The following is a 24,509-nucleotide window of genomic DNA, read 5'->3' on the forward strand; positions in this document are numbered from 1 at the left end:
AAACGGAGAAATAAAATGGTTAAATCTATCGGCATATTAGATAAGGATTACACTTTATGGGTTAAAGAGCTTGTAAAGCGTTATCGTGGCAGCCAAATCAAGGCGGCTATAAAAGTGAATAGAGAATTGCTTCGCTATTATTGGGAACTCGGTAAAGATATTGAAGAAAAGCAAGCAGATAACAAGTATGGCAGTAAGTTTTACGCTACATTAAGCCGTGACTTGCGCCATGAAATGCCTGATGTGGAAGGATTATCTGAAACATCAATCCGTTACGCAAAACGTTTCTATACTCTTTATAAACAACAGATTGCAATTCTTCCACAAATTGTGGAAGAATCTGAGAAAGAAAATCTTCCACAGCTTGTGGAAAGATTATATTCTGATTTATTCTCTATTCCTTGGGGACATCATCGTTATATCATAGACAAATGTTCGACTGATTCAGACAAGGCTTTGTTCTATGTCCGCCAAACATTAGAGAATGGATGGAGCAGGGATATATTACTCAATGTATTAGGCACAAATCTGTATGAGCGCAGCGGAAAGGCTCTCACAAATTTCAAGAGTACGCTCCCTGATGTGGATAGCGATTTGGCGCAGGAACTAACACGCGACCCCTACGATTTCTCATTCACGGGATTACGAGGAAAATATAATGAACGACTACTAAAAGATACATTGCTCACCAATATCACAAACTTTCTGTTGGAACTTGGCACAGGTTTCGCCTATGTAGGCAAAGAATATCGCTTGCAAATAGCAGAGAAAGAGAAGTTTATAGACTTGCTTTTCTACAATCTTAAATTGTCTTGCTATGTGGTAGTAGAGGTAAAAATCGGAGAGTTTGACTTTGCTGATGCCGGTCAATTAGGCGGTTATGTTGTTGCTTGCAATCATCTTCTTCGCAAGGAGGGGCGCGATAATCCGACAATAGGATTACTCATTTGCAAGCAGAAAAGCAATACGTTGGCTCAATATGCGTTAGAATCAAGTAGTCAGCCTCTCGGAATATCCGAATATGAGCTTGAAAAACTCTATCCTGAAAAGGTTGAAGGAACAATGCCATCAATCAAAGAGATAGAAGCCACATTAGATGGTCAAACAAACAGCTAAATTCTCATTTATGGAACAGCATATTTTGACACCAGTAGTAATCGAATGTATTGCCAATGTCTTGGGCGATACATCAGAAGGTCTGACTGGATCGGAGATACATAAATGCCTTATTCAATCAGGTATTGAAGATGTTGACCCTACAAACACAAAACGATATCGACTTTACAATGCTTTTGCTAAAGCATGTAATGAATCAAAATGTTCAAATTGCGTTTTTACGTTTATTTCCGTGGCGCTTGCCCCAGAACGTTTTGTGTCTGAAAAGGAACGTTTTGAATCATTGAGAGATAAAATAAATCAGCAGCTTGCTTTTTGCGGCTACAAATATAATGAAGATGGCAAATTTTCTAAGACCCAAAAGGCAAGTAGAATTACAGATGTAGAAATAAAAGCTAATAATCTAAAAGTTGAAGTAGAAAAGCGTAAAGCTCACTCTGAAATATTAAATTATTGTAAGGCGGAACTTCTGCAAAACAACTATTTTCATGCTGTTTTTGAAGCAAATAAGGGATTATTCCAAAGAATAAGAGATTTGTCGGGCTCGAAGGAAGATGGAAATAAACTTATCGAACAGGTATTTAGTAGTAACCCCGTATTGATTATCAATAGTTTTATTTCTAAATCCGAGAAGGATGAACATTCTGGCTTCGCAAATTTGTTAAAGGGATTGTGTGGTATGTTCAGAAATCCTGAAGCACACGAGCCTAAAGTCTTATGGAATATAGAAGAACAAGATGCTTTGGAAATATTGGGAATAATATCCTATTGTCATAGGCGATTAGATAATGCTCAACGGATTAGGTTAATTTGATGCTCAAGTGCTATATGTAGAACGAATGTATCGTAAATGTTTGTATTATGGAATTAAAGAAAATACATATATCAGATATTGGTAAAATTGTTACGGGAAAAACACCAAGGACATCAGTTGCGGAGAACTATGATGGATATATACCTTTCTTGACCCCCTCAGACGACCTCTCTCATAAGTCTGCCCCTAAAACGACTAAGACACTTACAGAACAAGGACTAAATGAAGTAAGAAATTGTTTACTTCCGTCACGTTCTATATGTGTGAGTTGTATAGGCTCTGATTTGGGAAAGGTGGTAATGACCAAAGAACCGACTGTTACGAATCAGCAATTTAACTCAATTATTCCCAATAAAAACTTCAATGCGGATTTTGTTTATTATTTTATGACATTGGTTGGTAGAGAGTTGAATTATCTTAGCAAAACTTCTACTGCTGTGCCTATCATTAACAAGAGTTCGTTCTCAAATTATGAAATTGAAGTTCCTGATTTGGAAACTCAAAATAGGATAGCCTCTATTCTTTCCTCTATAGACTCGAAAATCGAGCTGAACCGCCGTATAAATGATAATTTAGAGCAGCAGGCGCAGGCGTTGTTCAAGTCGTGGTTCGTAGACTTCGAGCCATTCAGAGGCGGTGAATTTGTAGATTCAGAGCTTGGATTGATACCCAAAGGTTGGAGAGTTGTTAGCTTAGGTGAAGTCACAAAGCAAATAACAGAAAAGGTTGGCAATCGTGAAGATGTGACAGTGCTGTCTCCTATAAATTCAGGAGAATTGGTATTGTCAGAAGAATACTTCACCAAACAAGTATTTAGCAAAGACTTATCAAAATATCTAATTGTCAACCCTTTATCATTTGCTTATAATCCAGCTCGTATTAACATTGGCTCAATCGGGTTAAATACTTTCGACTTTGTGGGTTGTGTTAGCCCAGTCTATGTCGTTTTTGAGTGTGAACCTAATTACCAGTATTTCTTCGACTTTTTCAAAAGAACAGCTATGTTCAAAGACGAAGTTGCTTTAAGAGCTATTGGTGGAGTCAGACAATCGCTCGGCTATAATGATTTGTCGCTTATAAAAACAATATACCCAACATCTGATGTTGTAGTTGAGTTTAATAACCTCTATTTGAAAATGAAAGAGGTTATGATAAAGAATACGGATCAAAATGAAAAATTCATTTCTTTGCGAGATTCGCTTCTCCCGAAGCTGATGTCTGGCGAGCTAAAAATTAACGAATTTAATTGCTAAATTCTCATTTATGGAAGAATATAATAAAATTGAAATACAACATATTTGTTCAAATATATGCAGTGGTGGTACGCCCAAAAGCACCGTTATGGAATACTATGGCGGAAATATTCCTTGGCTTAACACAAAAGAAATTAATTTTAGCTGCATATATGAAACTGAAAAAACAATAACAGATGAAGGACTTAATAATTCATCCGCTAAATGGATACCTGCAAATTCTGTAATTGTTGCAATGTATGGTGCAACTGCAGGGAAAACAGCTATTACAAAGATTCCACTTACCACTAATCAAGCGTGTTGTAATCTAACCATAAATCCTGTCAAGGCAGATTATAGATTCGTTTATTATGCCTTATATAATGACTATTCTCACCTAGCTTCTCTTGCAAATGGAGGTGCTCAGCAAAATCTAAATGCGCAACAAATAAAGGAATTTGAGATCCCTTTTCCTCCTTTAAAAGAACAAAAACGTATCGCAAACTTCCTATCTTCCATTGACGATAAAATCGAGCTTAACCGCCGTATAAATGATAATTTAATTCCAACCTATTATGCCTAATACGTTCCATTTTACAGAAGATTCATACGAGCAGTCGATAATCTCTTTGTTCAAGGAAATGGGCTATGAATATCATTATGGCCCGGAACTTGAAACCGACACCTGCCGAGAACTCACTGATGCCACCATACCGGGAGCATTGCGTAAGGCGATGTTGCTTATCAATGGAACAGACAAAGTTGGAGCCGTTGACGAAGCTATCCGACAAATACGTGAATTATTCAGCCAGCCTTTGGTTAGTGCAAACGTGACCCTTACCGATTGGCTACAAAATGGCTTGGACGTTACGTTCAAAACTGACCAAGGAACACTGCGCAGTGACCATATTAAAATAATAGACCCCGTTAATATAGACAACAACTCATTTGTTGTTGCCAATCAATGGACGATCGTAAACGGTAATTCCACCAAACGTGCCGATATTGTGGTGTTTGTTAATGGCCTGCCTGTCTCTGTCATTGAGTTGAAGTCTCCTTCCCGTGAAGTTACCAATTCGGAGGAAGCCCATCAGCAGTTGCAGAACTATATGCGTATTGTTCCGCAACTCTTTACCGCTTGCCAAATGCTTGTGATAAGCGACATGGCAGACACTCGTGTAGGTACGATTACGGCACCGCTTGACCGGTATATGGAGTGGAAAACCACAGACGGGAGTTATGAAAGTACAGTATTTGCCGACTTTGAGACTTTCTTTAATGGTATCTTCACCAAACATCGCTTCATTGATATTATTGCAGACTTCACCCTCACTATGGGTGTGGATAAAAAACTCCGCATCCTTGCTGGTTATCATCAGTATTTTGCCGTAAAGAAAGCTCTTGACTGCACAAAGCAAGCCTTACAACGCAATGACGGTAAAATTGGTGTATTCTGGCACACGCAAGGTTCTGGTAAAAGTCTTTCAATGGTATTCTATGCCCATCAGCTTTTGAAGAATCTGTTGAGTGCGACCTTGCTTGTGCTGACAGATCGCCTCGATTTGAACGACCAACTTCATAACACTTTTGCGGCTTGTAGCGATTACTTGCGCCAAACGCCAATAAAGGCTACTGACGGCGAACACTTGTATGAACTGCTGGAAAAGCGTAAAAGTCATGGTGTTATCTTTGCCAATATCCAAAAATTCAAAGACCGTGACAAACTAATCACCAATCGTTCCGATGTGATTGTGATTAGCGATGAAGCCCACCGCACACAGTCAAATACCAAAACGAAAGTAGATACAGAAACAGGTGAACTGAAACTCGGTTTTGCGGCTATCGTGCGTAAACTTTTGCCTCATGCTGCATTCATCGGCTTCACTGGTACACCTATTGAGCAAGACGACAACGATACAAGAGAGGTCTTCGGCAACTATATCGACATCTACGACATGACCCAAGCCGTGGAAGACGGTGCTACAGTCCCTGTATATTACGAAAGCCGCTTGTTGAAATTGGATTTGGATGCCGACACGCTTAAATTGCTGGATAACGAGTATGAGAAACTTGCGGAAGAAGGAGCGGAAGAACAGGACATCAAACGCTCAAAGGATGAAAATGCACGTCTTCACGCCTTGCTCTCAGCTCCGCAAACCATAGACTCTCTATGTAAGGACATCATAGACCATTACGAGAACAACCGTGCCGACTTGCTTACGGGCAAGGCTATGATTGTGGCGATTGACCGTGCTACAGGAATTGATATTTACAAAAAGCTGATAGAACTTCGTCCTCAGTGGAAAGACATTATTTGTGTAGTCATGACACAAGGAAACCAAGATCCAGTAGAATGGAATGATATTATTGGGTCTGGCGCACGAAAAGAGGAACTGGCTCGTCAGTTCAAGGATAACAATTCACCGCTGAAAATCGCTATTGTCGTGGATATGTGGCTCACAGGTTTTGATGTACCCTCGCTTGCCACGATGTACGTTTATAAACCTATGAAGGGACATAACCTGATGCAGGCTATTGCTAGGGTAAACCGTGTTTTCCCGGAAAAGAGCGGTGGTTTGGTAGTAGATTATATTGGCATAGCCAAGGCTCTAAAAAAAGCCATGCACGACTATACAGGACGTGACAAAAAACGCTTTGGTGACCCGAACATCAAGACAACTGCTTATCAGCAATTTGTTGCTGCACTAAAGCATTGCCGTGAATGTATGGATGATTACGACTATTCCGCTTTTGCCGACTGTTCCAACTTGCAACGAGCCAATCTTATAAGAGGCGGTGTGAATGTACTGCTTGACAAAAATAATCTTGTTTCCTCTCAACCTACTACCCAGACTGATGAAAACGGCAACATTATTTTAGTGGATGCCGTTTCTGCAGAAGCTCAAAAGGTATTTATGGAAGAAAGCAAACGTCTAGCGCAAGCCGCATCGCTTTGTCGTAGTCTGCTGACTCCTGCGGAACGCTATGAAGAAGCATACTTTGAAGCGGTTAGGACGTTGCTTTTACGCCTTACGGGAAACAAGAAGATTACCCGAAAAATCATAGACGAGCGTATTACACAGTTGCTCAAAGTGGCTATCAAGGCTGACGGCGTGGTGGAAATACTCAGCACTAAGGGAACTGAAATTTCTCTTTTTGATGAGAATTTCTTGAAAGAGATTGCCGAGATGAAAGAGAAAAACTTTGCTCTCGAACTACTCAAACGCTTGCTTGAAGAACATATCAGAAAACACGCAAAAAAGAGGATGGTTGAAGCCGAGAAGTTCAGTGAGATGCTTGATGCCCGACTTGCCGAATACTTGCGTGGCTTGATTTCCAACGAGGAAGTAATCAAAGAGTTGCTAAAAATGGCGCAGGAGCTGAAAGCGAATGCTGAGCAAGCGTCAGAGTTGGGACTGACAGAGGAAGAGCAAGCATTTTACGATGCTTTGACAAAACCGCAAGCCGTAAGAGATTTCTACGAAAACGACCAACTTGTTGCTATGGCTAAGGAACTGACCGAAGCCTTACGTAGCAGTAAAACGATTGACTGGCGGCAGAAAGAATCGGCTCGTGCCAAGATGCGCTCTATGGTAAAACGATTGCTCAAAAAGTACAAGTACCCGCCTGAAGAACAAGAAGCAGCCCTCGAAACCGTTATCCGTCAATGCGAACTATATGCAGATTCTGATGATAATTAGTACACAATAATTATTGCAATAATAATTCTGTAATATAAAAGCTACAGGTTGACATGAACCTCAAAAGTTAGACAAAAAACTTTCTGGGTTCATGTCAATTTGATACATTCACTCCTTTTCGGAGCTAAGATTTATTGGCAGATAGAAATCCTTAGCATATTCCTCATCAATATCACTAGATCCGCCGATAATCATCATTGGCTTATTGGCAATTACCTTATCAGCCAGATTCTCATTGAGAAATTGACCCAGCAAATCAAGTTCATCATGAAATGTACTATGATTAGTATTAATAATCTTTCGCATGTCAAGATAAGATAAAAATTCATCTTCTGATTCAACAAAGTCAGCAACAACCATCAAGTCAAATAATGACACAACCCATGTATCACGGAAGCGTTCCTCCATCAAACTAGCAGCCACAAGTTTATCCATCTGTCCCAACAACGAAGAATAATGCTGAAAGGTTACAGCTATCTTGTATATTGGTTTTGTCTTGTTAATTAAAACTGCCCCTTGTTGTGTGCCAAATATAGGTTCTGTTGAGTTATTGATAAAATCAACTGACCTGCAGCATTGTTTACATGCCTCAGCAACAGAGGCCTTGAATTTATACTTGGCTCCATCCAACCTAACTCTGTCCTTATAAGAAAGTTCATGGGCTTTAACTTCTATAATATAGACGGCCTTATCTGAAACGCCAAGAATATCTAGTTCTGGATTCTTTTCTACCTCATCCTCTACTATCTTGTAATGTACAGAAGAATAAAATGTGACATCTGACAGAAATGACTCCATAACAGACTTTACTTTATTCTCAATATAAAAGTCTCGGCTAATCGGACTTGTATTCTGCTGGAAATTCTTCTGGTAATAGGCTCCATCGCGCATCATAAGTTTTTCTGCAATCAAGAACAGATTTCTATGAGGAATCATAGGAGTAAAGCAATAGTATTTATCACCATCTTTAACAAATGGTTTCTCAAAAATACTATGACCATTCATAATACTGCCTTTGAAATCGCTTTCTGCAAGAAAAGCAGAATTATCGCCAAATTCCATAGAAAGAGAATCTAGAATTCTTGTTTCCACTTCGTTTTGAGGATAAACCCAAAATATCTTATCAGAATTCCCATAATCATTTGGTTGATACATTAGGAAATGCATACCGTCTTCCGTGTGTGCTACATCCGGGTTTGCCTCAAAGAACGCGCCAAACAGACCTTTTGAGAAATCTCGATTCTCTAATGTAGCTTCATCGTCAATAGGACCAAATGTCTTTTCGTCCCATTTCTTCCACCGTTCATGCATTTTTGTTATGCCATAGATATTCTCTTGACTAGCAATCTTGCATATAACTCTATTTTCCAGATCCATAAAGAATTCAAATAGTTGGTCAACACTATATCCAAATTGTTGTTGGTAAAAGGTTGTATGAGGGAAGAACATTTCTTTAAATACTTCATATACATGATTTTGATAACCATCACCACGAACAGCTATAGTATCCATATGAATCATCCAATCAATGGACTGCATAGGATCATCAACTAAAGGCATATCTTGATAGATATATGTCATGAACAAGGCCCTCAATCGATTTCTCAAATCCTTAACTACTTCATCTGTGGGATTATCTATGCCATCATTTGGCATTGAAAGACCAAAGTTCATTGCATATTCCGCTATCACTTCAGCATTTTCGTCCAGATGCATCTCTGTGCCATTCATCTGTGCCATAAAATACTTTTCAAGATTGGGAAGGTTATCTAATAAATATAATCCAATGCTTCCAAGCAACTGCACAGAATCATATTTCCTGAAATAGCCCTCAATCGTCTCAATATGCTCTCTTAAAGTTGCATTGACAGTATCTTTATCCTTAAAGACCTCAAGCAAGCGTTTACCCATAGCGCGCATTTGTGTTTCAAATAGATTAAAGCCATTGATGGATTGCTTAGCCATTACCTTTTGTTTCTTGGTTTTAGGCTGCTGTCTTTTCTTCTTGGTATGTTTTTTCTTTTTAGTCATAATCTTCTTTAATTTATTTACAAAGTTACTCTTTTTATTCGGTTGTACGTCAAAATCTTACGATTATTATCACTGACATAGCATTATCGGTTATCTTCCCATTGAGAAGCCCCTCTTTTGCTGGTAGTCGTAGCGACCTTCCACCACATTTTCGACCTCTCGTTGGGCTTTGACCTGCTCACGGCTATCCAAGTTTCCTTTTTGCTTGGCTGAAATATACAGGAAATCCCCGGCTGCACGGTGAGATTGTTTGTCACTCCCAAACAGGTTAAGCGCACTCTTGATGTCCGATACCTGCTCCGAGTCAAAACGTGGCTTGTAATAATCCTTTGCCAAACGGATGATGCCGTTTACAGCCTTGCGGAAGATGTCGCTTGTTTTGAGTAGCAGAAAACTGAGACAGCCAATAATATGGTTCTGCCAAGCAATCCGATTTTTAAGTCTTGTGGTTTCCTGCGTATGCTCTGCCTCCTTGCGGTTCAGTTCGGACTGGTGCTTACCCTCCAGCTTCATCAGTTCACGGTGATGGTCGCTCTGCATTGTCTGGATTTTACACTGCAACCTCTCGATAGTGTTCTCGTGCGTGGAAATCTCATCACGCAAATCCTCAATTTCGCTTTTCAGAGCTTTTGACCTGCCTGTAGCCCAGCCGACAGCGACATCCAAAAGTTCGCTCCCTTTTTCCTTGTTCAGTTTGGAGCGTTTCTCGCTGATAGCCCTGTCAAGGTCTTCACTCTGTTGTTGCTTTTGGCTGGCTTGCTCCATGAGAGCGTTGGTAACATTTTCCGCCTCCTGCATCTTTTGATTCGCCTGTTCCAACTGATGCTCACGGTATAGTCTTGTGGCATTAAGGCGGTTCATCTCCTCTTTCTGTTTCTCTATGATGAAATCGTTGCGTTCCAAATGTTCCTTGCCTGTCTCGGCTTTGGATTTTCCTCGTTTCATAGAGAGTAAATCGGCTGCCAAGGTTTGCATCTCTGTCATATCCTCGTCATTGAGCTTTCGGCTCTTTCCTGTGTCGTGGTTCATCCAATCGAATACGATATGAGCGTGGTAGTTCGGTTTGAACCACTTGCCACTGATTTGGAAACTCTCTTCGTCCTCAGCTTCGGGCTGTCCGCCCAGCCAATGCCCCTCGTCCTTGTGCAGGAAGATTTGAAGCGGAGTGATGCCCCAACGTTGTTGACATTCCTCGCCAAACTTGCGCACATCTGCCAGTGTAGTGTCCGGTCTGATGAGAAGTACACCCTCACGGATGGGAGAACATCCTGCCACTTTGATGATTTTACCGTTCTTGCCTTTGCGCTCACGCTCTTTCTCCTGCATGGCACGGCCAGTCTTTTCCTTAACCATCCGCTTGATGTGGTCATAGTGCGCTTGCAAGTCGGGGTTGCCGAAGCCGGGATTTATCCACTGCTCGTTGTCGGCAGAGAGTTCAGGCACGATGTAGATTCTGGACTCGCCGATATTACGCATATACTCGGCAGTTCTTCGGTTATGAGCCCCACTTGATTTGACATTGCAGGACTTGATATGTATGCTTGATTTTGTTGCCATTTTCTTAAAATTTGATTTGGGTTGTTTAACTGAATTCATTTGCTCCGCTCATAACCGCAGAGGTTACTTTCAGTGACCCTCGACTGCATTCTGCATAGGTTAAGCAAGCTTACCTCTGCTCTCATTTGTACGAGGGTTCTTAGGGGTGTAACCCATAAGCGGAGATTGCAAAGAGAAGGTCACTCTTTGCTCTGGGTTCTCAGGGGTGAAACGCCCTGAGTGGGTCAAGGGCAAAGCCTTGTGGGTTATTAGGGCAAAGTCCTAATCCCCTCGGGAGAGCCCACAACTACGGAAGCGAAGCGTGTAGTTATAGTGGGCTATATCAATGGCAAGCCATTGTCTGCAAACTCCAGCCTACGGCTTCCGCTCTCCTCCGTCAGGGAGGTTTTTCATCATCGTTGCCGATTGGAGATGCACCGACCAGCACAAGGTCTAAATCGTCTATCAGTTTTTGCAGGACGGGATTCTTCTCTATCATCCGCTGGAGGATTCTCTCAGCCTCAACCAAGTGGTTGGCGGTACTCATCACCTTGCCCTCCCGTATCTGAAAGATAATCCAATCGGCTATGTCGATATGGGCTTCTTTTTGTTTCGGGGTGGCATTCCTTTCGATGATGTCCGAAACCACCACCTTACAAAAGTACATGCTCTCGGCTCGCTGTTTCCACTCGGCATAAGCATCGGAATCGGGAAAGAGAAGCACGGTTCGCCCTGACAGTACACGGAGTTTCTCTTCTCTCATCTGACTCTTGCCACCCGTAGCCAGCCATACATAATCGGGGAAGATGGCAGAACCGATGACGGCACTCTTCTCGGATTCCACCAAGACCACCACCTTGTCGGGATGGGGTTTCAACAGGTGTTCCCCGAAAAGGCATTGAGATAGCTGCCAATTCTCTGCCAACACACGCTGCTTTTTCAGTATGCTGTGTATCCAGTTCACTGCCGATGTCTGTCCTCCCTTGATACGGTGTCCGTTTTCGGGATTGTACTGCATCACCTTTCCCGTGCGTACCTTGCCCGTCCTGTCTATCTGCCAAAAGATAACAGAGCCGTCACGGGTTGCCCCCAAACGGTATTCCTCCAACAACCGCTTCAACACCTCTTTCGCCTTGCTGCCATAGTAGGAAGTAAGGAGTGTGAAGAGGAAACGGAAGAAATTGCTACGCTCGCTTTGCGACTTCTCCACATAGTGAGGGGGAATATAGCCGATGGCTGTCGGCTTACTTTGCTGCTTCACTTTCTTCTGCTCTGCTCTTTGCCTGTCAAAAGAGAAATCATTGGTAGTTCTGTGTTCAGGATGCTCTTGAAAATACTCTTTCGGAGTGTAGTGATACCCACAACCGCTTTCGTGGTTACATCTGCCGACCGATGGATGCAACGGCACATTATTTTCGTCCACGTAATAGACGAAAGAATGCCTGTCTCCGCATTTGGGGCAGGTATGCCGTGTTGCCGTTCCTTTATACTTCTGTAATGAATAATTGCCCATAGCTTAGTCCGTTTTTGATGGTTGATTGTCGGCTGTCCCATCCTGTCCCATTGTCCCACACTCTAAGGGTTGGGACAGTGGGACACCTGCGTTTTTACTCTCTTTGCTGCGCTGGATGATACGGTTTACGGTGGACTTGCCACAATTCACCTGTGAGGCTATCTCCCTGACGGACTTGCCCGATTGGGAGAGTTGCAGAATTTGGCAATCCCTTTGGCTTGATTCATTGTCGCCCAATTTTTTCAAGTGTTCCTTTTCCGTGGAATAGCCCCTGAACACGAACTGCAAGAAAGCATCCACCTTGTCAATCTCGTAAACGATTACATTATCCGCATCATGAGAGAACGTGCCATAGCGCACTTTAAGCTGCTTCACATAGCGAAGCCCTCCGTCTTGGGCACTTTTTCCAATGGCGAACACGCTGTCAAAGAAATTGTAGAGCCGTTTGCTACCTGCAAGGTCGTTGGACGTGATGGGACAGTCCAATGAACGCTTGGGAGTATGCGCCAACACAAGGATAGACAGCTCGTATCTATTTTTGAGATTATTGAGGTGTATCATCAGCCGTCCTGCCGCATCGCCTTTTTCCATGGCACAGCACAGGTAAGTAAGATTATCAACAATGAATATCCTACAGGCGGTCTGCTGTGCCATCTGTTCTATACTGCCGATAATGGCTTCCTCAAAGTTGGCATCCAACAGGGAATTGCAGTCAAGCGATACACGATACAGCTTCTCGGGAAAGGTGTAGAGGTTGCCATGCTCGTTGGTATAACGGAGTTGGAACTGCTTTTCTGAAAGCTCAAAGTCCAGATACAGCACATTGTCGGTTCGGGCGATACGGTCTGCTATCTGCACGGCAAGGATGGACTTGCCCACATTGGAGTCGGCAAACAGGCAGGAGAGTTCCCCCTCATACCAAAAGCAATCCCACAGCGCACGGGGTGTAGGCTGCAAGGATGCTTCAAGAATGGTCTGGTTGGCTGTCTTGATGTGCATCATGCCTACACTGTCGGGCATACCGTTCTGCGCTTGGGTGGCTTTTGCGAGGTCGCCATGTATCAGGTTGATATAGTTCTTGTCCTCTTCCATACCGTTTACCAATTACGTGGGTTGGGTTTACGGCGGTGTGAAGAGGATATGGACTCGTTCAGCTCTTCGTCTGATAACGGCACGGGATTCTTTCGGGAGGATTCCAGCCATTTGTCAAGTTCGTCACGGTAAAGGCAATAGCGTTTGCCGGGCTTGGTGGCAGGAATACTTCCTTCCGAAAGTTTCATGTAGAGTGTACCTTTGGGGATACCTAAATACTCTGCCGCCTCGTCCACCGACATGGGTACGTGGGTGTCCACCGCTTGGACATTGTTCACACTGCGCTGCTCGGTGAGCAGGCTTCTAAGGCTCTTAACCTCGTCTCGAAGCTGAGCCACAACCTCGGGGAGGTCGTTGAAGGTAAGGATTGTTTTTTCCATTTGCGTACTTGTCTCTTTTGTAAGACTTGGCGCAAAGGACTGAAATGATATATCCGTGAATATCTCCACGACACGTCATTGCAAAATAATTCCCGAATAATTAAGACCAGCCATAAATGACGGGTAAAATTACTCGGGAAACGATGTAAAACAGGATGTTATGAGTTACCTGATGGTTGTCGTTGGTGTCGTGATCATCCTAATTCTGCACATAATCCTCGGGATAGTGGAAATCAAGTTTGCCGTTTTCGGGTTCATCAATGGGAATTTCCGTCTTTAGCGGTTCTACCTTGAAATTCTTGATGGTCGATAAATCCGTATCGGCAAACGCCTTCGGGAAAAGGGCTTTGATGAACTTGGCACGGTTATCCCCGTTATAGTATTTCTTGTACAGGAAACGCTCGGAGATATTCCATACAAAATGACGGAGTGGAATGTTGTTGATGTCTTTGGTAAGCGGTCTTGATACGGGCTTCGGCTTGTAGTCGAAATCTTCCATCCATTTGTCCACCTCCGTGCAGATATGGTTCACGGTTTCTTGGTCGGCAATACGGGGCAGGTAATAATGGCAATACTCCATGACCATGCGGATGCGCCCTTCGTTTTCCCGCTGTTCCCTGCTTACATAGTCGGCACGGTTCTTCTCGTGAAGATCCGGGGCAATGGTCAACTCTATCGGCTGTGTTTGGATAGGTGCCTCTTCTTTTGTCGGGAATGATTCGGGTACAAGCTCAGGAACTGATGTAGGTGCAGGTACAGATGTGGCTTCTTCAAGTGTATTTTGTGACAGTTCTTCCTGCACCTCTATGGCTTCGACAGTCGTTTCTTTCTTTCCGAACTTGATTTTGTAGATTTCGTATGTATCAAAGATGAGCGTCTGAAAGGAGAAATAGAGCAACCATCCCAACAGGTTACAGCATACGAATACTATCCACCTGACAAAGTTGTCTTGGTTGAAGCTGTCCGCTATTACCAGCGTGGCAATGGAAGATATTAAGACGATGACAAAGCAGACAAAGCCCAAGATGATGTATTTGTCCTTGATTGATGATTCCATATTTCATTGAGAGATTGAATGTTCCTATTTTATTTTGTGCAAAGTTAATGCTATTTTTCCCAATTATTGCCCGTTATTTGCGGTTGGAACGGTCTTTTTCAATGTATTTCACTAAATGTCATCATATCATACTCCATTTCATACTCTGAGGGGCTTATAAATGGTGGCATCAAGCCAAAAACAGAGAGGGCGATTATAGCCTTGTATCCATAACCGCCCCTCTGAATACCTGTCAATGTGAGATATTTATGCCTCCTTGCGCTTCAAGGTTATCTTGTCCACCACCTGACACATCTGCTGCGCTGCTATCTTGGAATAGATTTGTGTGGTGGTAATGTTCTTATGACCAAGATAGGCTTGGATGACAGCCATGTCCGTTCCCATTTCCACGTGCAGGCTTCCGAAGCTGTGACGCGTGCAATGAAAGGTGATTTTCTTGGTTATCCCTGCTGCCGTGAGCCACCGTTGGAGTGGTCCTTGCAGCATCTTGTCCTTGAAACCCTCAAAGATTAGCCCCTCGCCACGTTCTCCCAACAGTCCGTAGGCTTCATCGCTGATGGGGTTATGCACTATCTCCTTGGTCTTCTGCATACGGGTGGTAACGAACATCCTGCCGTTGGTGTATGGCTGTATCTGCAGCCACGTGAGCTGCCTGATGTCGCTCTTCCTCAATCCTGTAAGACAAGCGAAAAGGAACGCCCTTTTCAAGACCTCTTCTTCGCAAGGAGTTTCAGCAAGTCGTATCAGTTCCTCTTGGCTCAAATGTTCCCTGATGGTGGGAATGCACTCGATGCGGTCTAAGAAGCCGTTGGGATTCTCCTTTATCTTCCGGTCACGGTAGGCTGTATGAAGTACCGCACGGAAAGTTGACCAATAGCCTGCTGCGGAGTTGATATGCAGCTTTTGGTTGGTGTGGATGGTTTGAGGGGCGTTAAGCAGATACTCCATGAACTTGCGGCACAAGTCCACATCCACCTCTTCAAAGGTGCATTTGCCGTTCACGAACCGCTCGAAGTGTTTGTAAACGTGCTGCCACTTGATATTCTTACGGTCAGCCAGTCCTTTGAAATAGGCAAGGAAATCGCCCTTCATCTTGGTCTTGTCAAAAAAGCCGTTGTTTTCATTGAAAATGGCTTCGTAGCGCTGGTTGCGCAGGATGACCGCTTTCTTCATCATGCGTGCGTTGAAGTCCCGTTCCTGCTGGTTTGCAGGTTTGGCGAAGATGTAAATTCCTAAGGCTTCACGTGTAATCACTCTCATGGTGACATTGTCACGGTAGCCGGGATAGTAGTCAAGGCATAGTGAATACTGTGTCCCGTTCTTAATCTTGCGCTTACGCAAGGTAACTGTTTTGCATTTACTCATAATAATTATCTTTTAATTGGTTGTATACATTTTGGAGTTGTATCCATGTTTCCGATGGCAAAGGAACAACGTGAAATATCCGTGAATACCTCCACGATACATCATTTTGAAATAATTTTCGATAATCCCGATTTTTCACGGTTATTTGTTCCTTTCAGCCATGACACGCTCCACATCTGAGCGCAAAAGCAGGTTTTTCACACCCACCTTTATCTTTTCGATGTGCTTTACCTTGACGATATGGCAGATGTTGGCTGACGAAAGACCATAGATTTGCTGCACCTGCTCAACGGTATAGTAGCGTTCATCGTTCACAAGGTCAGTTCTGCGGAGTTCGTTCAAATGTGATTTGGAGTAATAGGTACGCCCGTACTCTCTTTTAGTGGGTATCTTATGGCGATAGGTGTAGGCACGGAGTGCGGTCGGCTTCATGCCGAACAGTTCCTCCACCTCCTCGGTCAGTAGCCAGTCGGTAATTTCGCTAATATCAACTGCTACACCGAAAAACTCGTCAATATGCTTCTTGCTGTAATAGTTCTTTCCTGCGATACGGCAGATGGGGATATGGTTACGCTTGGCGGAAGTGTAAAGCCACGACTGCTTTACCTTAAAAAGGGACATCACCTCCTCGCCCGAATAGAAGTCCAACACTTCTTCGCTTTCCTTTTCCCTTTTTTCTCTTTTGGCAGGTAAGGAAGATGAAGATGATTTCCTTGGTGTGGAGGTGTTGCCGGGCAGGATGCGGTGATAGGGATTGCCCTCCAACATCTGCTCGATGTCGGCTCTGCGGATGAATGCCATGCGGTTGCTGATGCGTGAGGCTTTCAGCTTGCCGATGGCTACAAGTTTGTAAATGTACTGTCGGGAACAGCCCATGAGGATGGCTGCTTTGGAAAAGGTGAGATACTCCTGATGCTGTATCTCCATCAAGGGTTGGGCGACTTTGAAGAGGTTGTTCTTCTGCATCACTCTGGCTCGTTTGGCTTCTGCCTGACAAGCCTCACTGCAATATCTTTGCATACCGCTTCGGGTTACAAAGGACTTGCCGCAAAAACTGCATTTTCTGGTTGCTTTCATACCGTTTTATCGTTTAATGGTTCATTTCTTCAATCCTATATCTCTGAAATGGTAAACGGATGTGAACGGAAGTCAACCGTTGTCGCTTTTCTACACAGTGTGACTGTTTCCGCATATCGGGGCGGTTATTGTCGCTTATCGTAAACGGTTGTAAACCCTTGTCAACTACCTGCACGATGTGACAAAAAATAAGCTCCGCAAATTCTCCACGTCAGAAATATGTATCAAAAATATGTGGAAAATTGGGAAGCGACAAATGGCAACCGAAAAGTGTTAAATTTTAGAATATGCTGGTAATTAAAGATTTATACTCGGATATTTCTGATTGCTTTTGGTTGTTCTATGGTTCTAAATACAATTCCAAAAAGCGTAAACCCCTATCTTGTCAACACTACCCGGTATAGTTACAGAAGCTAATTCGCTACAATAACGAAAAGCGCCATCAGATATTTGGGTTGTCCCATCTCGGATATCTATGTGTGTTTGGGGAGGCATTTTACCCTTATACGCATAGAATATCGTATTAAAATAAATTTCTCCATTAGGTTGGTTATTATACCAAGGAGTACCACCAAAGGCAGAGCCACCTATGTATTTTATCCCGATTGGTATATTCACAGTCATTAGCGACGTGCATCCACTAAAAGCAGAACTGCCTATATAAGAAAGACTTTCAGGTAAAATTATCTCGGTTAAACCTTCGCATCCCCCAAAAGCACCGGATCCGATCGTAGTACAACTTCCCGGTATTTCAATGGAAGACAAAGATGAACAACCCCGAAATGCAAAATCGCCTATCTCAGTAATTCGATAGTATTTATTCGCAAACTCTACCGTTTCAGGTATCACTACAACGCCCGAATAAGAAGGCTGATAACCAACATCGAATGGATTATCTCTATAAGTTACAAACACTTCAAAAGGAATCGTACCATTGAAATTGTAATAGATACCATCTTTCTCGAAGTCATAGGCTCTCGACTGAAAGGCAACAAAGAGAAGCATTAGCAATATCTCTATTTTTTTAATGTCGTATTTTACAAACTTCATCATATCTATTTTTTAGGTTGTACTTCAAATTTTGTACCCGGTTTTATGGTCGTCCCACGGTCGAGAATCACCTTCTCTCTGCCGGTCAAGGTAACTTCGCCATTGTTATTTTATCCACACTTTCTTTCCGTTCCGTATGTAGAGGCCACGCTCGGGTGTGCCCGTCACCCGACGGCCTTGAAGGTCATACAAAGGCGATTGGGGTTCGTCCAATTCCTCATCGACCCGTATCTCCTCTATTCCCGAGAAGTCGGTCGCTATTATATCGAAGTCCTGCCATACCGGGGCATTCCGGTAGGCCTCCACCGAGCCCTCGGGCACATACAGTTTACAATCTCTCTGCTCTACGCCGGAGAAACAATCGGCATCGCAAACAGGTGGAACCGCAGCTTTACACGTGATTTCCGTCAGACCCGTGCAGCCGCTGAATGCCTCTTGACCGATACTCGACACACTCCCGGGGAGAGTTATCGAATACAAAAGCGGACTATTGCCAAAAGCATAGTCGTCTATCCCGGTCACCCGATAAGTATCTCCTTCATGTTCAACCGATTCCGGTATTGCCACAGTACCCCAATACGTTCCCGTGGGATTGGGATTACTGTAACAGGCTACTTTCACTTCCGAATCGGACGTAAAGCTGATGGAATAATACAGTCCTTTGTTCCAAAAATCATGGTATACCAAATACCTCTCTAAGGAAGTATCCGACAGGGCTTCTTCACGAGTTTGTGAAAATATTTGCGTTTCATTTTCCTCGAAAAGCCCAAGATACTTATCAACTCCCCGTTCCCATTGATTGGGATTCAAGTAACGCAATAGAGGATCTCCCTCCGAACAAAGACACCCTATTCCCTCCACGATTTTCAATCCGTTACTGAGTATAAAAAGTTTTCGTATCTTCCCATCATCGAAGGCTATTTTACGGATTTCGGACACCCATACATCGTCATATCCCTCCACGTGTCCATACTTGTTTCCCACCTTCATGTTGAAGTCATAAAGCACCAACTCTCCTCCATCTGTCTTTTTATAAGGGATATAATCGACATATGCCTTTGTACAATAATTTTTATAATCCTCATAATCCACCAATATGCGACCGTTCTCCTCCCTAATCTTTCTCAAAAGCGTATCCGGTCGATAAAAGTCTGTCTGTCTTTGTAATCCGTGCGACTCACATTGGTCCAACATATAAAAGAGTTTAAAATAAATTTTTCCATTTACCTCTTCCGGATCTCCCACATCATACCATCTACCCTTCCAATGAGCCTCCATATCCTCTAATCTCCAATGCGGATTCCTCTCGAATAAATTATCCGCTTGGACATACACTCCCCCAATAAAAGACAAGAGCACGATGATTATATTCTTCGATTTCATAACTGTCATTTTTTTATTTGTATCTTAAATGTGGTTCCTCGCTTAACGGTCGTTCCACGGTCGAGAATCACCTTCTCTCTGCCGGTCAAGGTAACTTCGCCTTTATCGAAGACGGCTTCTCCTTTCGCTTTCTCGTCCGTGACATGACTGCCAACCTTGATGGTATCAGCTTTGTAATATTTAGGGCCTTGTACAGTCTCGTTCTGAATATAAAGTACATCGGGATATACCGGAAAATCGATTGCGGGAACCTTATTCTGTCCGGACACGCAGACCCGCACATAACGGGCATCGCCCGAATATTCCGCCGAACGGCCGGTATAAAACCGAATTTCTTCTGTCCGCTCGTCGTAAAAGGCGATATCGCCCGCCTCCGAACCTAAATCGACCCGAACCCCGAGACTGTCGCGGGTCACCGAAAACTTCTCAAACTCCGTAGGAGTATCGGTATATATGCGCATGCCGGGGTCGCCGAAGCAATGAAATATCTCCTTAGAAAACTGTGTATAGATGTGTCCCCGATACGCCCCCCAAGTTTCCTCCATACGCCTCAAACCTTGATCCAAAATTTCTCCCAATCGGGTGGTTTCCCACAATCGAGAGGGAGAAGTTGTCATATGCAAAAAGTTATATAGTTTAGAATCCACTCCCGGATCGGGCCAGATGGCATCGAACATGCCTATCACCATCGCATCGTTGTAGCCCGGCCAACTTTTCTCTGTTGCCGCATAGACCGCTATGGCTCCCCCGTTCCGCTTCTGCAAGAACGCCTCCGCAAAACAATCGTCTTCTTGGAAGCTGCCTGTCTCGCAATTGATACTAAAAATAACCGGCAAACGGTCGCCATTAGCGAGTGAGAGGATATTATCTCCTGTAAAATAAGGTTGTACCCAAGTAGAATCCGTACCATGCCCCCGATACAAGACATAGAATGCCCCCTCGTCGATATACCTCACTATATCTGCCGAATCACCATCCCATGCGAAATAAGGTCTTTGTAATTCCACTGGTATGGAATCCCCCCAAGCAAATTCTCCATTGTTCCAAAATGTCGGAGGCGGATAGTCATCCGTTTCTCTATAATCATAAGCAAAATAGACCCGATTGACCGCTTTCCCTTTGGATAGCATATAGTTTCTAACTTCCTCCGAAGTCAATGTAAATCGTTTATCCTCGATACCGTCCCCCGGACCGTTCCAACCATATGGCGTACAATCCTCAAAATAGGCGCAATGCAGTCCCGTATCATAGAAAGCGGTGTCTCGCACCGGATTCCGCTCGTATCGGATAATCTTGTCGACCACCGTCATCGCCTCCGTCGCCGTGGAGACCGGCAATCGCCCCCGGTAGAGGTCGACAAGGACATCGTCCTCACCGTCCATACAACCATAGTAATAATCCGTTACATATTGATAACTGTTTCCATCGTCCTGATTGACGATAGTCCGTGCCATATCCTCCGCCGGCACATCGTCGTGGTCGCCCACGATGAGCAGATAGTAGAGCGAGGGTGCGGAACGGTAAACCTCTTTCACCGCAGACTTGATATGCTCGGGTGTCCAGTCCCCCCGCAACCGGGTATGCACACCGAAGCCCAATGTACGCTTCCAGTCGGCCAAACGTCGCACGGCCTCCTCGAACTCCGGGGTCGAGAGTATCAGATAGTCCTTGCCTGCGGAGCCCGTATCCCCCGCGCTCCGAAACATCTCATATCCGGCCGCCCCGACATTCCCGTTGAGCGTCGTATTGTCCAAGAAAGAGTCGTCAGGCGCTATTCTCCCCTCCGGAGCGGACCGTAGGCTGCCCTCTCCGAAAGTCACCCGATAGACGATCTTGGAACAGGCCCGCACAACGCCGTTCTTCCAGTCGTATCGCACCGGATAGACACCCACTTCCGCCACGGAACGTCCCCGGTACACCCGGACTTCGCCTGTCTCCACGACCTCGCGAGGAAACCACCCTTCGTAGGGAGCGATGTCGGGAACAACCGCCGGGGACTCTTTCCCCTCGGGCTGCGGAGCACGGGCGGGAGAGAGGCGCAACGGCACATCGACACAGGCGCTTTCAAGAACCGAGACGGTGAATGAGGCACAGCCTTCGGGCAGCGCAAACGAGTCCCAACGGACCGGAACGTCCGGCTCGCCCGGAACGACACTATGCCCGAAGCCCGAAATGCGCCACAGATAATGATCCGCGACATCGGGATCGGACAAAACGACCGCATGCTTAAACTCGTAGGTGACCGTGACGCCGTCGGGGGAGACGGAGACCCGACGCTCGGGACGTTCTGCCGAGCTTTCTCCAACGAATGCCCCCGTCTCGTGAGAGACCGTTCTCTTTTGAGCGACTGCCGACGAGACGGTCAATCCCCAAATGCAGAACAGGTAGAAGATGGTCCTTTTCATAGTCTTTGATTTTTCGATCGCTTCTCGCCCGTCAATCATCATGGCTCCTTTCCCCATAAAATAACCGGAAGAAAGAAACGAGATGCCTCTTTTGCAAGATTAAGCATTTATTTACATTTTTGCAAGAAAAACAATCTTTTTTTACTCATACAATCAAAAAAAACTGATTTCAAGCGTAAACAGCCGGAATCTTCCAGCCCCTCTCCCTTGCCGTATCCAGCCTTACGGGGGTTGCAACGCAAAGTATAGAGCGAGGTAGCACAGACGGAGAATAAAAACAGTAGAACCATGTTATCGAAAGATTTCTACACTCCTCCCCTGCGTTTTGCAACGCAAAATATAGGGAAGGTGGCACAAAGGGGTTAAAAAATATCCGCAACAGAGAAAACGTATCAAGACAACAACCCTCTCCCTCTGCTCATCGCAGATGAGATAGGGGGAGTGCCCGTAGGGCGAGGGGGTTAAAAAAACAGGGGGAAAAGGGAACCCCCGATAACAATAACAGAACTGTAAATCAACCTCTCCAAAAAGACTGGAATATGGTTGTTAACAAGAAATTCATCGCTAAAATCCATATCTACATCTCACCACTGATTACCTGCCGAACCCACATTCCCCAGACATAAAAAACAACGAGGCAGAGAGTTTCTCCCTGCCTCGCGATTATATTTTGAAAAAAATCCAGTTTAGAACAAATAAGCCGCCGTAATGGTCCATGCCCGGCTCTTACCTTTCATAACCGAATCGGGAAGGTCGTTCTTGACCTCCATGGCACTACCCAATCCCCAACCATATTGACCGGCAATCTGCAAGTGATTGAAAAGTTCGAGACCGAGGCCCACATTTATCGCCGTATCGAAACTTTTCTCTTTGAATTGCTCTTTGAAATTATCGCCCACACGGAATGCAAAACTCGGCCCGGCATATACAAAAGGAGACAATATAGAACCGACTACCGGCAGCGAAAACTTATATTTCAAATTAATGGGAATCTCTACATAATCGACATGTTTACTCTCCGATATACCACTCGTTATATCTTTCAATTCCGACCCCTTCCGAGTATACATCAAACTGGCATCGACCCCGATACCGATAACAGGAACCATAAACTCGGCCATCAGACCTCCCGTAAAGCTCGAAATATTATTTGCCTTGAAATTATCAGACAAATTTCCACTGAGAGAAAGAGTAGATATATTCATACCCACTTTGGGACCGAACTTAAATTGTGCATTGGCAGGAATAGCCAAAAACAAGGCAGCGACAAGAGCTACACAAAGAACTGTCTTTTTCATAAACTTCATTTTATTTTTATTTATAATCAGCCATAGGCTATTATTATAACCCATTTCTCGACCTCTATTTGCACAAAGATAAAATAAAATATATTAAAATCATAAAATTGACAGACAAATCGACAAGAATCATAAAATTTTACAGACCCTTATCGGCTATCGAAAAAAATAGCGTATCTTCGACAAACAAAAACAAATATATATTTCTATGGAGAATAAACCGACCATCGAAGAAGAAATCGTAAAAATGCTGAGAACCGTTTACGATCCCGAAATACCGGTAAATATATACGACCTCGGGCTCATTTACAACATAGAGGTAAACGACGGGACCGTAAAAATAGAAATGACATTGACCGCTCCTAACTGTCCGGCCGCAGACTTCATCATCGAAGACGTGCGTATGAAAGTCGAGAGTATCGAAAATGTGAAAAATGTGGATATCCAGTTGGTTTTCGAGCCGGAATGGGACAAAGACATGATGAGCGAAGAGGCAAAACTCGAACTTGGACTTTTATAACACAATCATGCCGGGGAAAAAAATTTACTTCGCATCCGACTTTCATTTGGGAGCAAGATATATAGAGAATCCCATCGAATACGAACGTCGCATCGTTAGATGGCTCGACAGCATAAAACAAGATGCCGGAACACTCTATTTATTGGGCGATATTCTGGACTACTGGTATGAATACCGGTATGTAGTCCCCAAAGGATTCACCCGTTTTTTCGGCAAACTGGCCGAGCTAAGCGACAACGGCATTGACATACACTGGTTTATCGGGAACCACGACATCTGGATTTTCGATTATCTACCTCATGAATTGGGCATTACGATACACGACGGAACCTTGATAACCGAAATTGGGGGAAAACGTTTCTTCCTCTCGCATGGAGATAACGTCGGAAAAAGAGCCATGACATTTCGCTTCCTCAGAAAAATATTTCGAAACCGCTTCTGCCAATATCTTTACGCAGCCATACACCCCCGGTGGACCGTTGCTTTTGCATTGCGATGGTCGGCCCATAGTAGAAAAGCCGGAGATGACTACGCCGAATATCAAGGCGAGAAAAACGAGCACTTGGTATGCTTTGCCAAAGAATTTAGAGAAACGGATAAAATCGATTTTTTCATATTCGGTCATCGACATATCCTGCTCGATCTTGCACTCCCCCATCAGAGTCGCATCATTATTTTAGGGGATTGGATCAAGCATCCTTCCTATGCAGTTTTTGACGAGACAGGACTAAATCTGTTCGACTACATCGAGGAATAACAAGCAAAAAGTCACCGACAAGTACGCATTTAATATTTTTTATACATTCGAAGCATTCAAATAAAATAGTTCAAAAGGAACTATTTATCAATAGTTTATCATATAAGAATCAAAAAAGTATTTATAAAAGCATATTGTATAACATATTATTTTGTTTGTTTATCTGCAAAAAAAGGTTGTCC

The 24,509-nt window shown here is 43.9% G+C and carries 19 protein-coding genes; 7 read left to right on the top strand and 12 right to left on the bottom strand.

All coding sequences use genetic code 11. From position 1 onward, the window contains the following. The first annotated feature begins 15 nt into the window (after nt 1-15). Genes NBH06_RS07090 through NBH06_RS07110 form a run of 5 tightly spaced genes read left to right on the top strand, consistent with a single transcriptional unit; the run spans nt 16 to nt 6,863 of the window. Complete coding sequence (locus NBH06_RS07090; protein ID WP_118404474.1) at nt 16-1,116, top strand: PDDEXK nuclease domain-containing protein; 1,101 nt, start codon at nt 16-18, stop codon at nt 1,114-1,116. A gap of 10 nt (nt 1,117-1,126) precedes the next feature. After that, complete coding sequence (locus NBH06_RS07095; protein WP_118404473.1) at nt 1,127-1,930, top strand: TIGR02391 family protein; 804 nt, start codon at nt 1,127-1,129, stop codon at nt 1,928-1,930. A 47-nt stretch (nt 1,931-1,977) separates the two neighbouring features. After that, nucleotides 1,978-3,183, top strand: a complete 1,206-nt coding sequence (locus tag NBH06_RS07100) for a restriction endonuclease subunit S (protein ID WP_118406603.1) — start codon at nt 1,978-1,980, stop codon at nt 3,181-3,183. Between the two features lie 10 nt (nt 3,184-3,193). Next, entirely contained in the window at nt 3,194-3,745 is a 552-nt protein-coding gene (locus NBH06_RS07105) for a restriction endonuclease subunit S (protein ID WP_118406602.1), read from the top strand. Next, nucleotides 3,738-6,863: a type I restriction endonuclease subunit R gene (locus tag NBH06_RS07110; RefSeq protein WP_118406601.1), complete on the top strand. Its 3,126-nt coding sequence runs from the start codon at nt 3,738-3,740 to the stop codon at nt 6,861-6,863. Before NBH06_RS07105 ends, NBH06_RS07110 begins: the two co-directional genes overlap by 8 nt. A 108-nt stretch (nt 6,864-6,971) precedes the next feature. Here NBH06_RS07110 and NBH06_RS07115 read toward each other — a convergent pair whose 3' ends face one another. From NBH06_RS07115 to NBH06_RS07170, 12 genes are all read right to left on the bottom strand, one after another. Beyond that, nucleotides 6,972-8,894, bottom strand: coding sequence for a hypothetical protein (locus NBH06_RS07115; protein WP_250793517.1), 1,923 nt, complete (start codon nt 8,892-8,894; stop codon nt 6,972-6,974). Nucleotides 8,895-8,984: 90 nt separating this feature from the next. Next, nucleotides 8,985-10,451 carry a mobilization protein gene (locus NBH06_RS07120; protein WP_118406600.1) on the bottom strand — a complete coding sequence of 489 codons (1,467 nt, stop codon included), beginning with the start codon at nt 10,449-10,451 and terminating at the stop codon, nt 8,985-8,987. A 376-nt stretch (nt 10,452-10,827) separates the two neighbouring features. Continuing rightward, nucleotides 10,828-11,943, bottom strand: coding sequence for a DUF6371 domain-containing protein (locus NBH06_RS07125; RefSeq protein WP_250793519.1), 1,116 nt, complete (start codon nt 11,941-11,943; stop codon nt 10,828-10,830). A gap of 3 nt (nt 11,944-11,946) precedes the next feature. Continuing rightward, nucleotides 11,947-13,035: an AAA family ATPase gene (locus NBH06_RS07130; protein ID WP_172774753.1), complete on the bottom strand. Its 1,089-nt coding sequence runs from the start codon at nt 13,033-13,035 to the stop codon at nt 11,947-11,949. Nucleotides 13,036-13,040: 5 nt separating this feature from the next. Next, the gene (locus tag NBH06_RS07135; protein WP_118404488.1) at nt 13,041-13,415 is read right to left on the bottom strand and encodes an excisionase family DNA-binding protein; all 375 of its coding nucleotides are present in this window, start codon (nt 13,413-13,415) and stop codon (nt 13,041-13,043) included. 199 nt (nt 13,416-13,614) lie between these two features. Further along, entirely contained in the window at nt 13,615-14,472 is an 858-nt protein-coding gene (locus NBH06_RS07140; protein ID WP_118407057.1) for a transposase, read from the bottom strand. A 246-nt stretch (nt 14,473-14,718) separates the two neighbouring features. Then, on the bottom strand, nt 14,719-15,837 hold the full coding sequence (locus NBH06_RS07145; RefSeq protein WP_118404466.1) for a tyrosine-type recombinase/integrase: 1,119 nt from the start codon (nt 15,835-15,837) through the stop codon (nt 14,719-14,721). A 141-nt stretch (nt 15,838-15,978) separates the two neighbouring features. After that, nucleotides 15,979-16,914 (bottom strand): transposon Tn4555 protein TnpA, encoded by a 936-nt coding sequence (gene tnpA / locus NBH06_RS07150; protein ID WP_004292844.1) that lies wholly within the window; start codon nt 16,912-16,914, stop codon nt 15,979-15,981. A 348-nt stretch (nt 16,915-17,262) separates the two neighbouring features. Next, complete coding sequence (locus NBH06_RS07155; protein WP_250793521.1) at nt 17,263-17,967, bottom strand: leucine-rich repeat domain-containing protein; 705 nt, start codon at nt 17,965-17,967, stop codon at nt 17,263-17,265. A gap of 102 nt (nt 17,968-18,069) precedes the next feature. After that, nucleotides 18,070-19,347 (bottom strand): leucine-rich repeat protein, encoded by a 1,278-nt coding sequence (locus NBH06_RS07160; protein WP_215664057.1) that lies wholly within the window; start codon nt 19,345-19,347, stop codon nt 18,070-18,072. A 5-nt stretch (nt 19,348-19,352) separates the two neighbouring features. Then, nucleotides 19,353-21,752 carry a C25 family cysteine peptidase gene (locus tag NBH06_RS07165; RefSeq protein WP_215664061.1) on the bottom strand — a complete coding sequence of 800 codons (2,400 nt, stop codon included), beginning with the start codon at nt 21,750-21,752 and terminating at the stop codon, nt 19,353-19,355. 686 nt (nt 21,753-22,438) lie between these two features. Beyond that, entirely contained in the window at nt 22,439-23,050 is a 612-nt protein-coding gene (locus NBH06_RS07170; protein ID WP_195555022.1) for a porin family protein, read from the bottom strand. 208 nt (nt 23,051-23,258) lie between these two features. On the opposite strand from NBH06_RS07170, the gene NBH06_RS07175 reads away from it, so the two are divergent. Continuing rightward, nucleotides 23,259-23,570 (top strand): metal-sulfur cluster assembly factor, encoded by a 312-nt coding sequence (locus tag NBH06_RS07175; protein WP_155013095.1) that lies wholly within the window; start codon nt 23,259-23,261, stop codon nt 23,568-23,570. 7 nt (nt 23,571-23,577) lie between these two features. After that, nucleotides 23,578-24,327 carry a UDP-2,3-diacylglucosamine diphosphatase gene (locus NBH06_RS07180; protein WP_250793523.1) on the top strand — a complete coding sequence of 250 codons (750 nt, stop codon included), beginning with the start codon at nt 23,578-23,580 and terminating at the stop codon, nt 24,325-24,327. Nucleotides 24,328-24,509: the final 182 nt, after the last annotated feature.

The sequence above is a fragment of the Barnesiella sp. B2-R-119 genome, from assembly GCF_023656675.1.
Classification (GTDB): Bacteria; Bacteroidota; Bacteroidia; order Bacteroidales; family Barnesiellaceae; genus Barnesiella; species Barnesiella intestinihominis.

What these genes read in the sequence shown, in the direction of transcription:
- NBH06_RS07090 (WP_118404474.1), top strand. Translation starts at nt 16, where the DNA reads ATGGTTAAATCTATCGGCATATTAGATAAGGATTACACTTTATGGGTT.
- NBH06_RS07095 (WP_118404473.1), top strand. Translation starts at nt 1,127, where the DNA reads ATGGAACAGCATATTTTGACACCAGTAGTAATCGAATGTATTGCCAAT.
- NBH06_RS07100 (WP_118406603.1), top strand. Translation starts at nt 1,978, where the DNA reads ATGGAATTAAAGAAAATACATATATCAGATATTGGTAAAATTGTTACG.
- NBH06_RS07105 (WP_118406602.1), top strand. Translation starts at nt 3,194, where the DNA reads ATGGAAGAATATAATAAAATTGAAATACAACATATTTGTTCAAATATA.
- NBH06_RS07110 (WP_118406601.1), top strand. Translation starts at nt 3,738, where the DNA reads ATGCCTAATACGTTCCATTTTACAGAAGATTCATACGAGCAGTCGATA.
- NBH06_RS07115 (WP_250793517.1), bottom strand. Translation starts at nt 8,894, where the DNA reads ATGACTAAAAAGAAAAAACATACCAAGAAGAAAAGACAGCAGCCTAAA.
- NBH06_RS07120 (WP_118406600.1), bottom strand. Translation starts at nt 10,451, where the DNA reads ATGGCAACAAAATCAAGCATACATATCAAGTCCTGCAATGTCAAATCA.
- NBH06_RS07125 (WP_250793519.1), bottom strand. Translation starts at nt 11,943, where the DNA reads ATGGGCAATTATTCATTACAGAAGTATAAAGGAACGGCAACACGGCAT.
- NBH06_RS07130 (WP_172774753.1), bottom strand. Translation starts at nt 13,035, where the DNA reads ATGGAAGAGGACAAGAACTATATCAACCTGATACATGGCGACCTCGCA.
- NBH06_RS07135 (WP_118404488.1), bottom strand. Translation starts at nt 13,415, where the DNA reads ATGGAAAAAACAATCCTTACCTTCAACGACCTCCCCGAGGTTGTGGCT.
- NBH06_RS07140 (WP_118407057.1), bottom strand. Translation starts at nt 14,472, where the DNA reads ATGGAATCATCAATCAAGGACAAATACATCATCTTGGGCTTTGTCTGC.
- NBH06_RS07145 (WP_118404466.1), bottom strand. Translation starts at nt 15,837, where the DNA reads ATGAGTAAATGCAAAACAGTTACCTTGCGTAAGCGCAAGATTAAGAAC.
- tnpA (WP_004292844.1), bottom strand. Translation starts at nt 16,914, where the DNA reads ATGAAAGCAACCAGAAAATGCAGTTTTTGCGGCAAGTCCTTTGTAACC.
- NBH06_RS07155 (WP_250793521.1), bottom strand. Translation starts at nt 17,967, where the DNA reads ATGATGAAGTTTGTAAAATACGACATTAAAAAAATAGAGATATTGCTA.
- NBH06_RS07160 (WP_215664057.1), bottom strand. Translation starts at nt 19,347, where the DNA reads ATGAAATCGAAGAATATAATCATCGTGCTCTTGTCTTTTATTGGGGGA.
- NBH06_RS07165 (WP_215664061.1), bottom strand. Translation starts at nt 21,752, where the DNA reads ATGAAAAGGACCATCTTCTACCTGTTCTGCATTTGGGGATTGACCGTC.
- NBH06_RS07170 (WP_195555022.1), bottom strand. Translation starts at nt 23,050, where the DNA reads ATGAAAAAGACAGTTCTTTGTGTAGCTCTTGTCGCTGCCTTGTTTTTG.
- NBH06_RS07175 (WP_155013095.1), top strand. Translation starts at nt 23,259, where the DNA reads ATGGAGAATAAACCGACCATCGAAGAAGAAATCGTAAAAATGCTGAGA.
- NBH06_RS07180 (WP_250793523.1), top strand. Translation starts at nt 23,578, where the DNA reads ATGCCGGGGAAAAAAATTTACTTCGCATCCGACTTTCATTTGGGAGCA.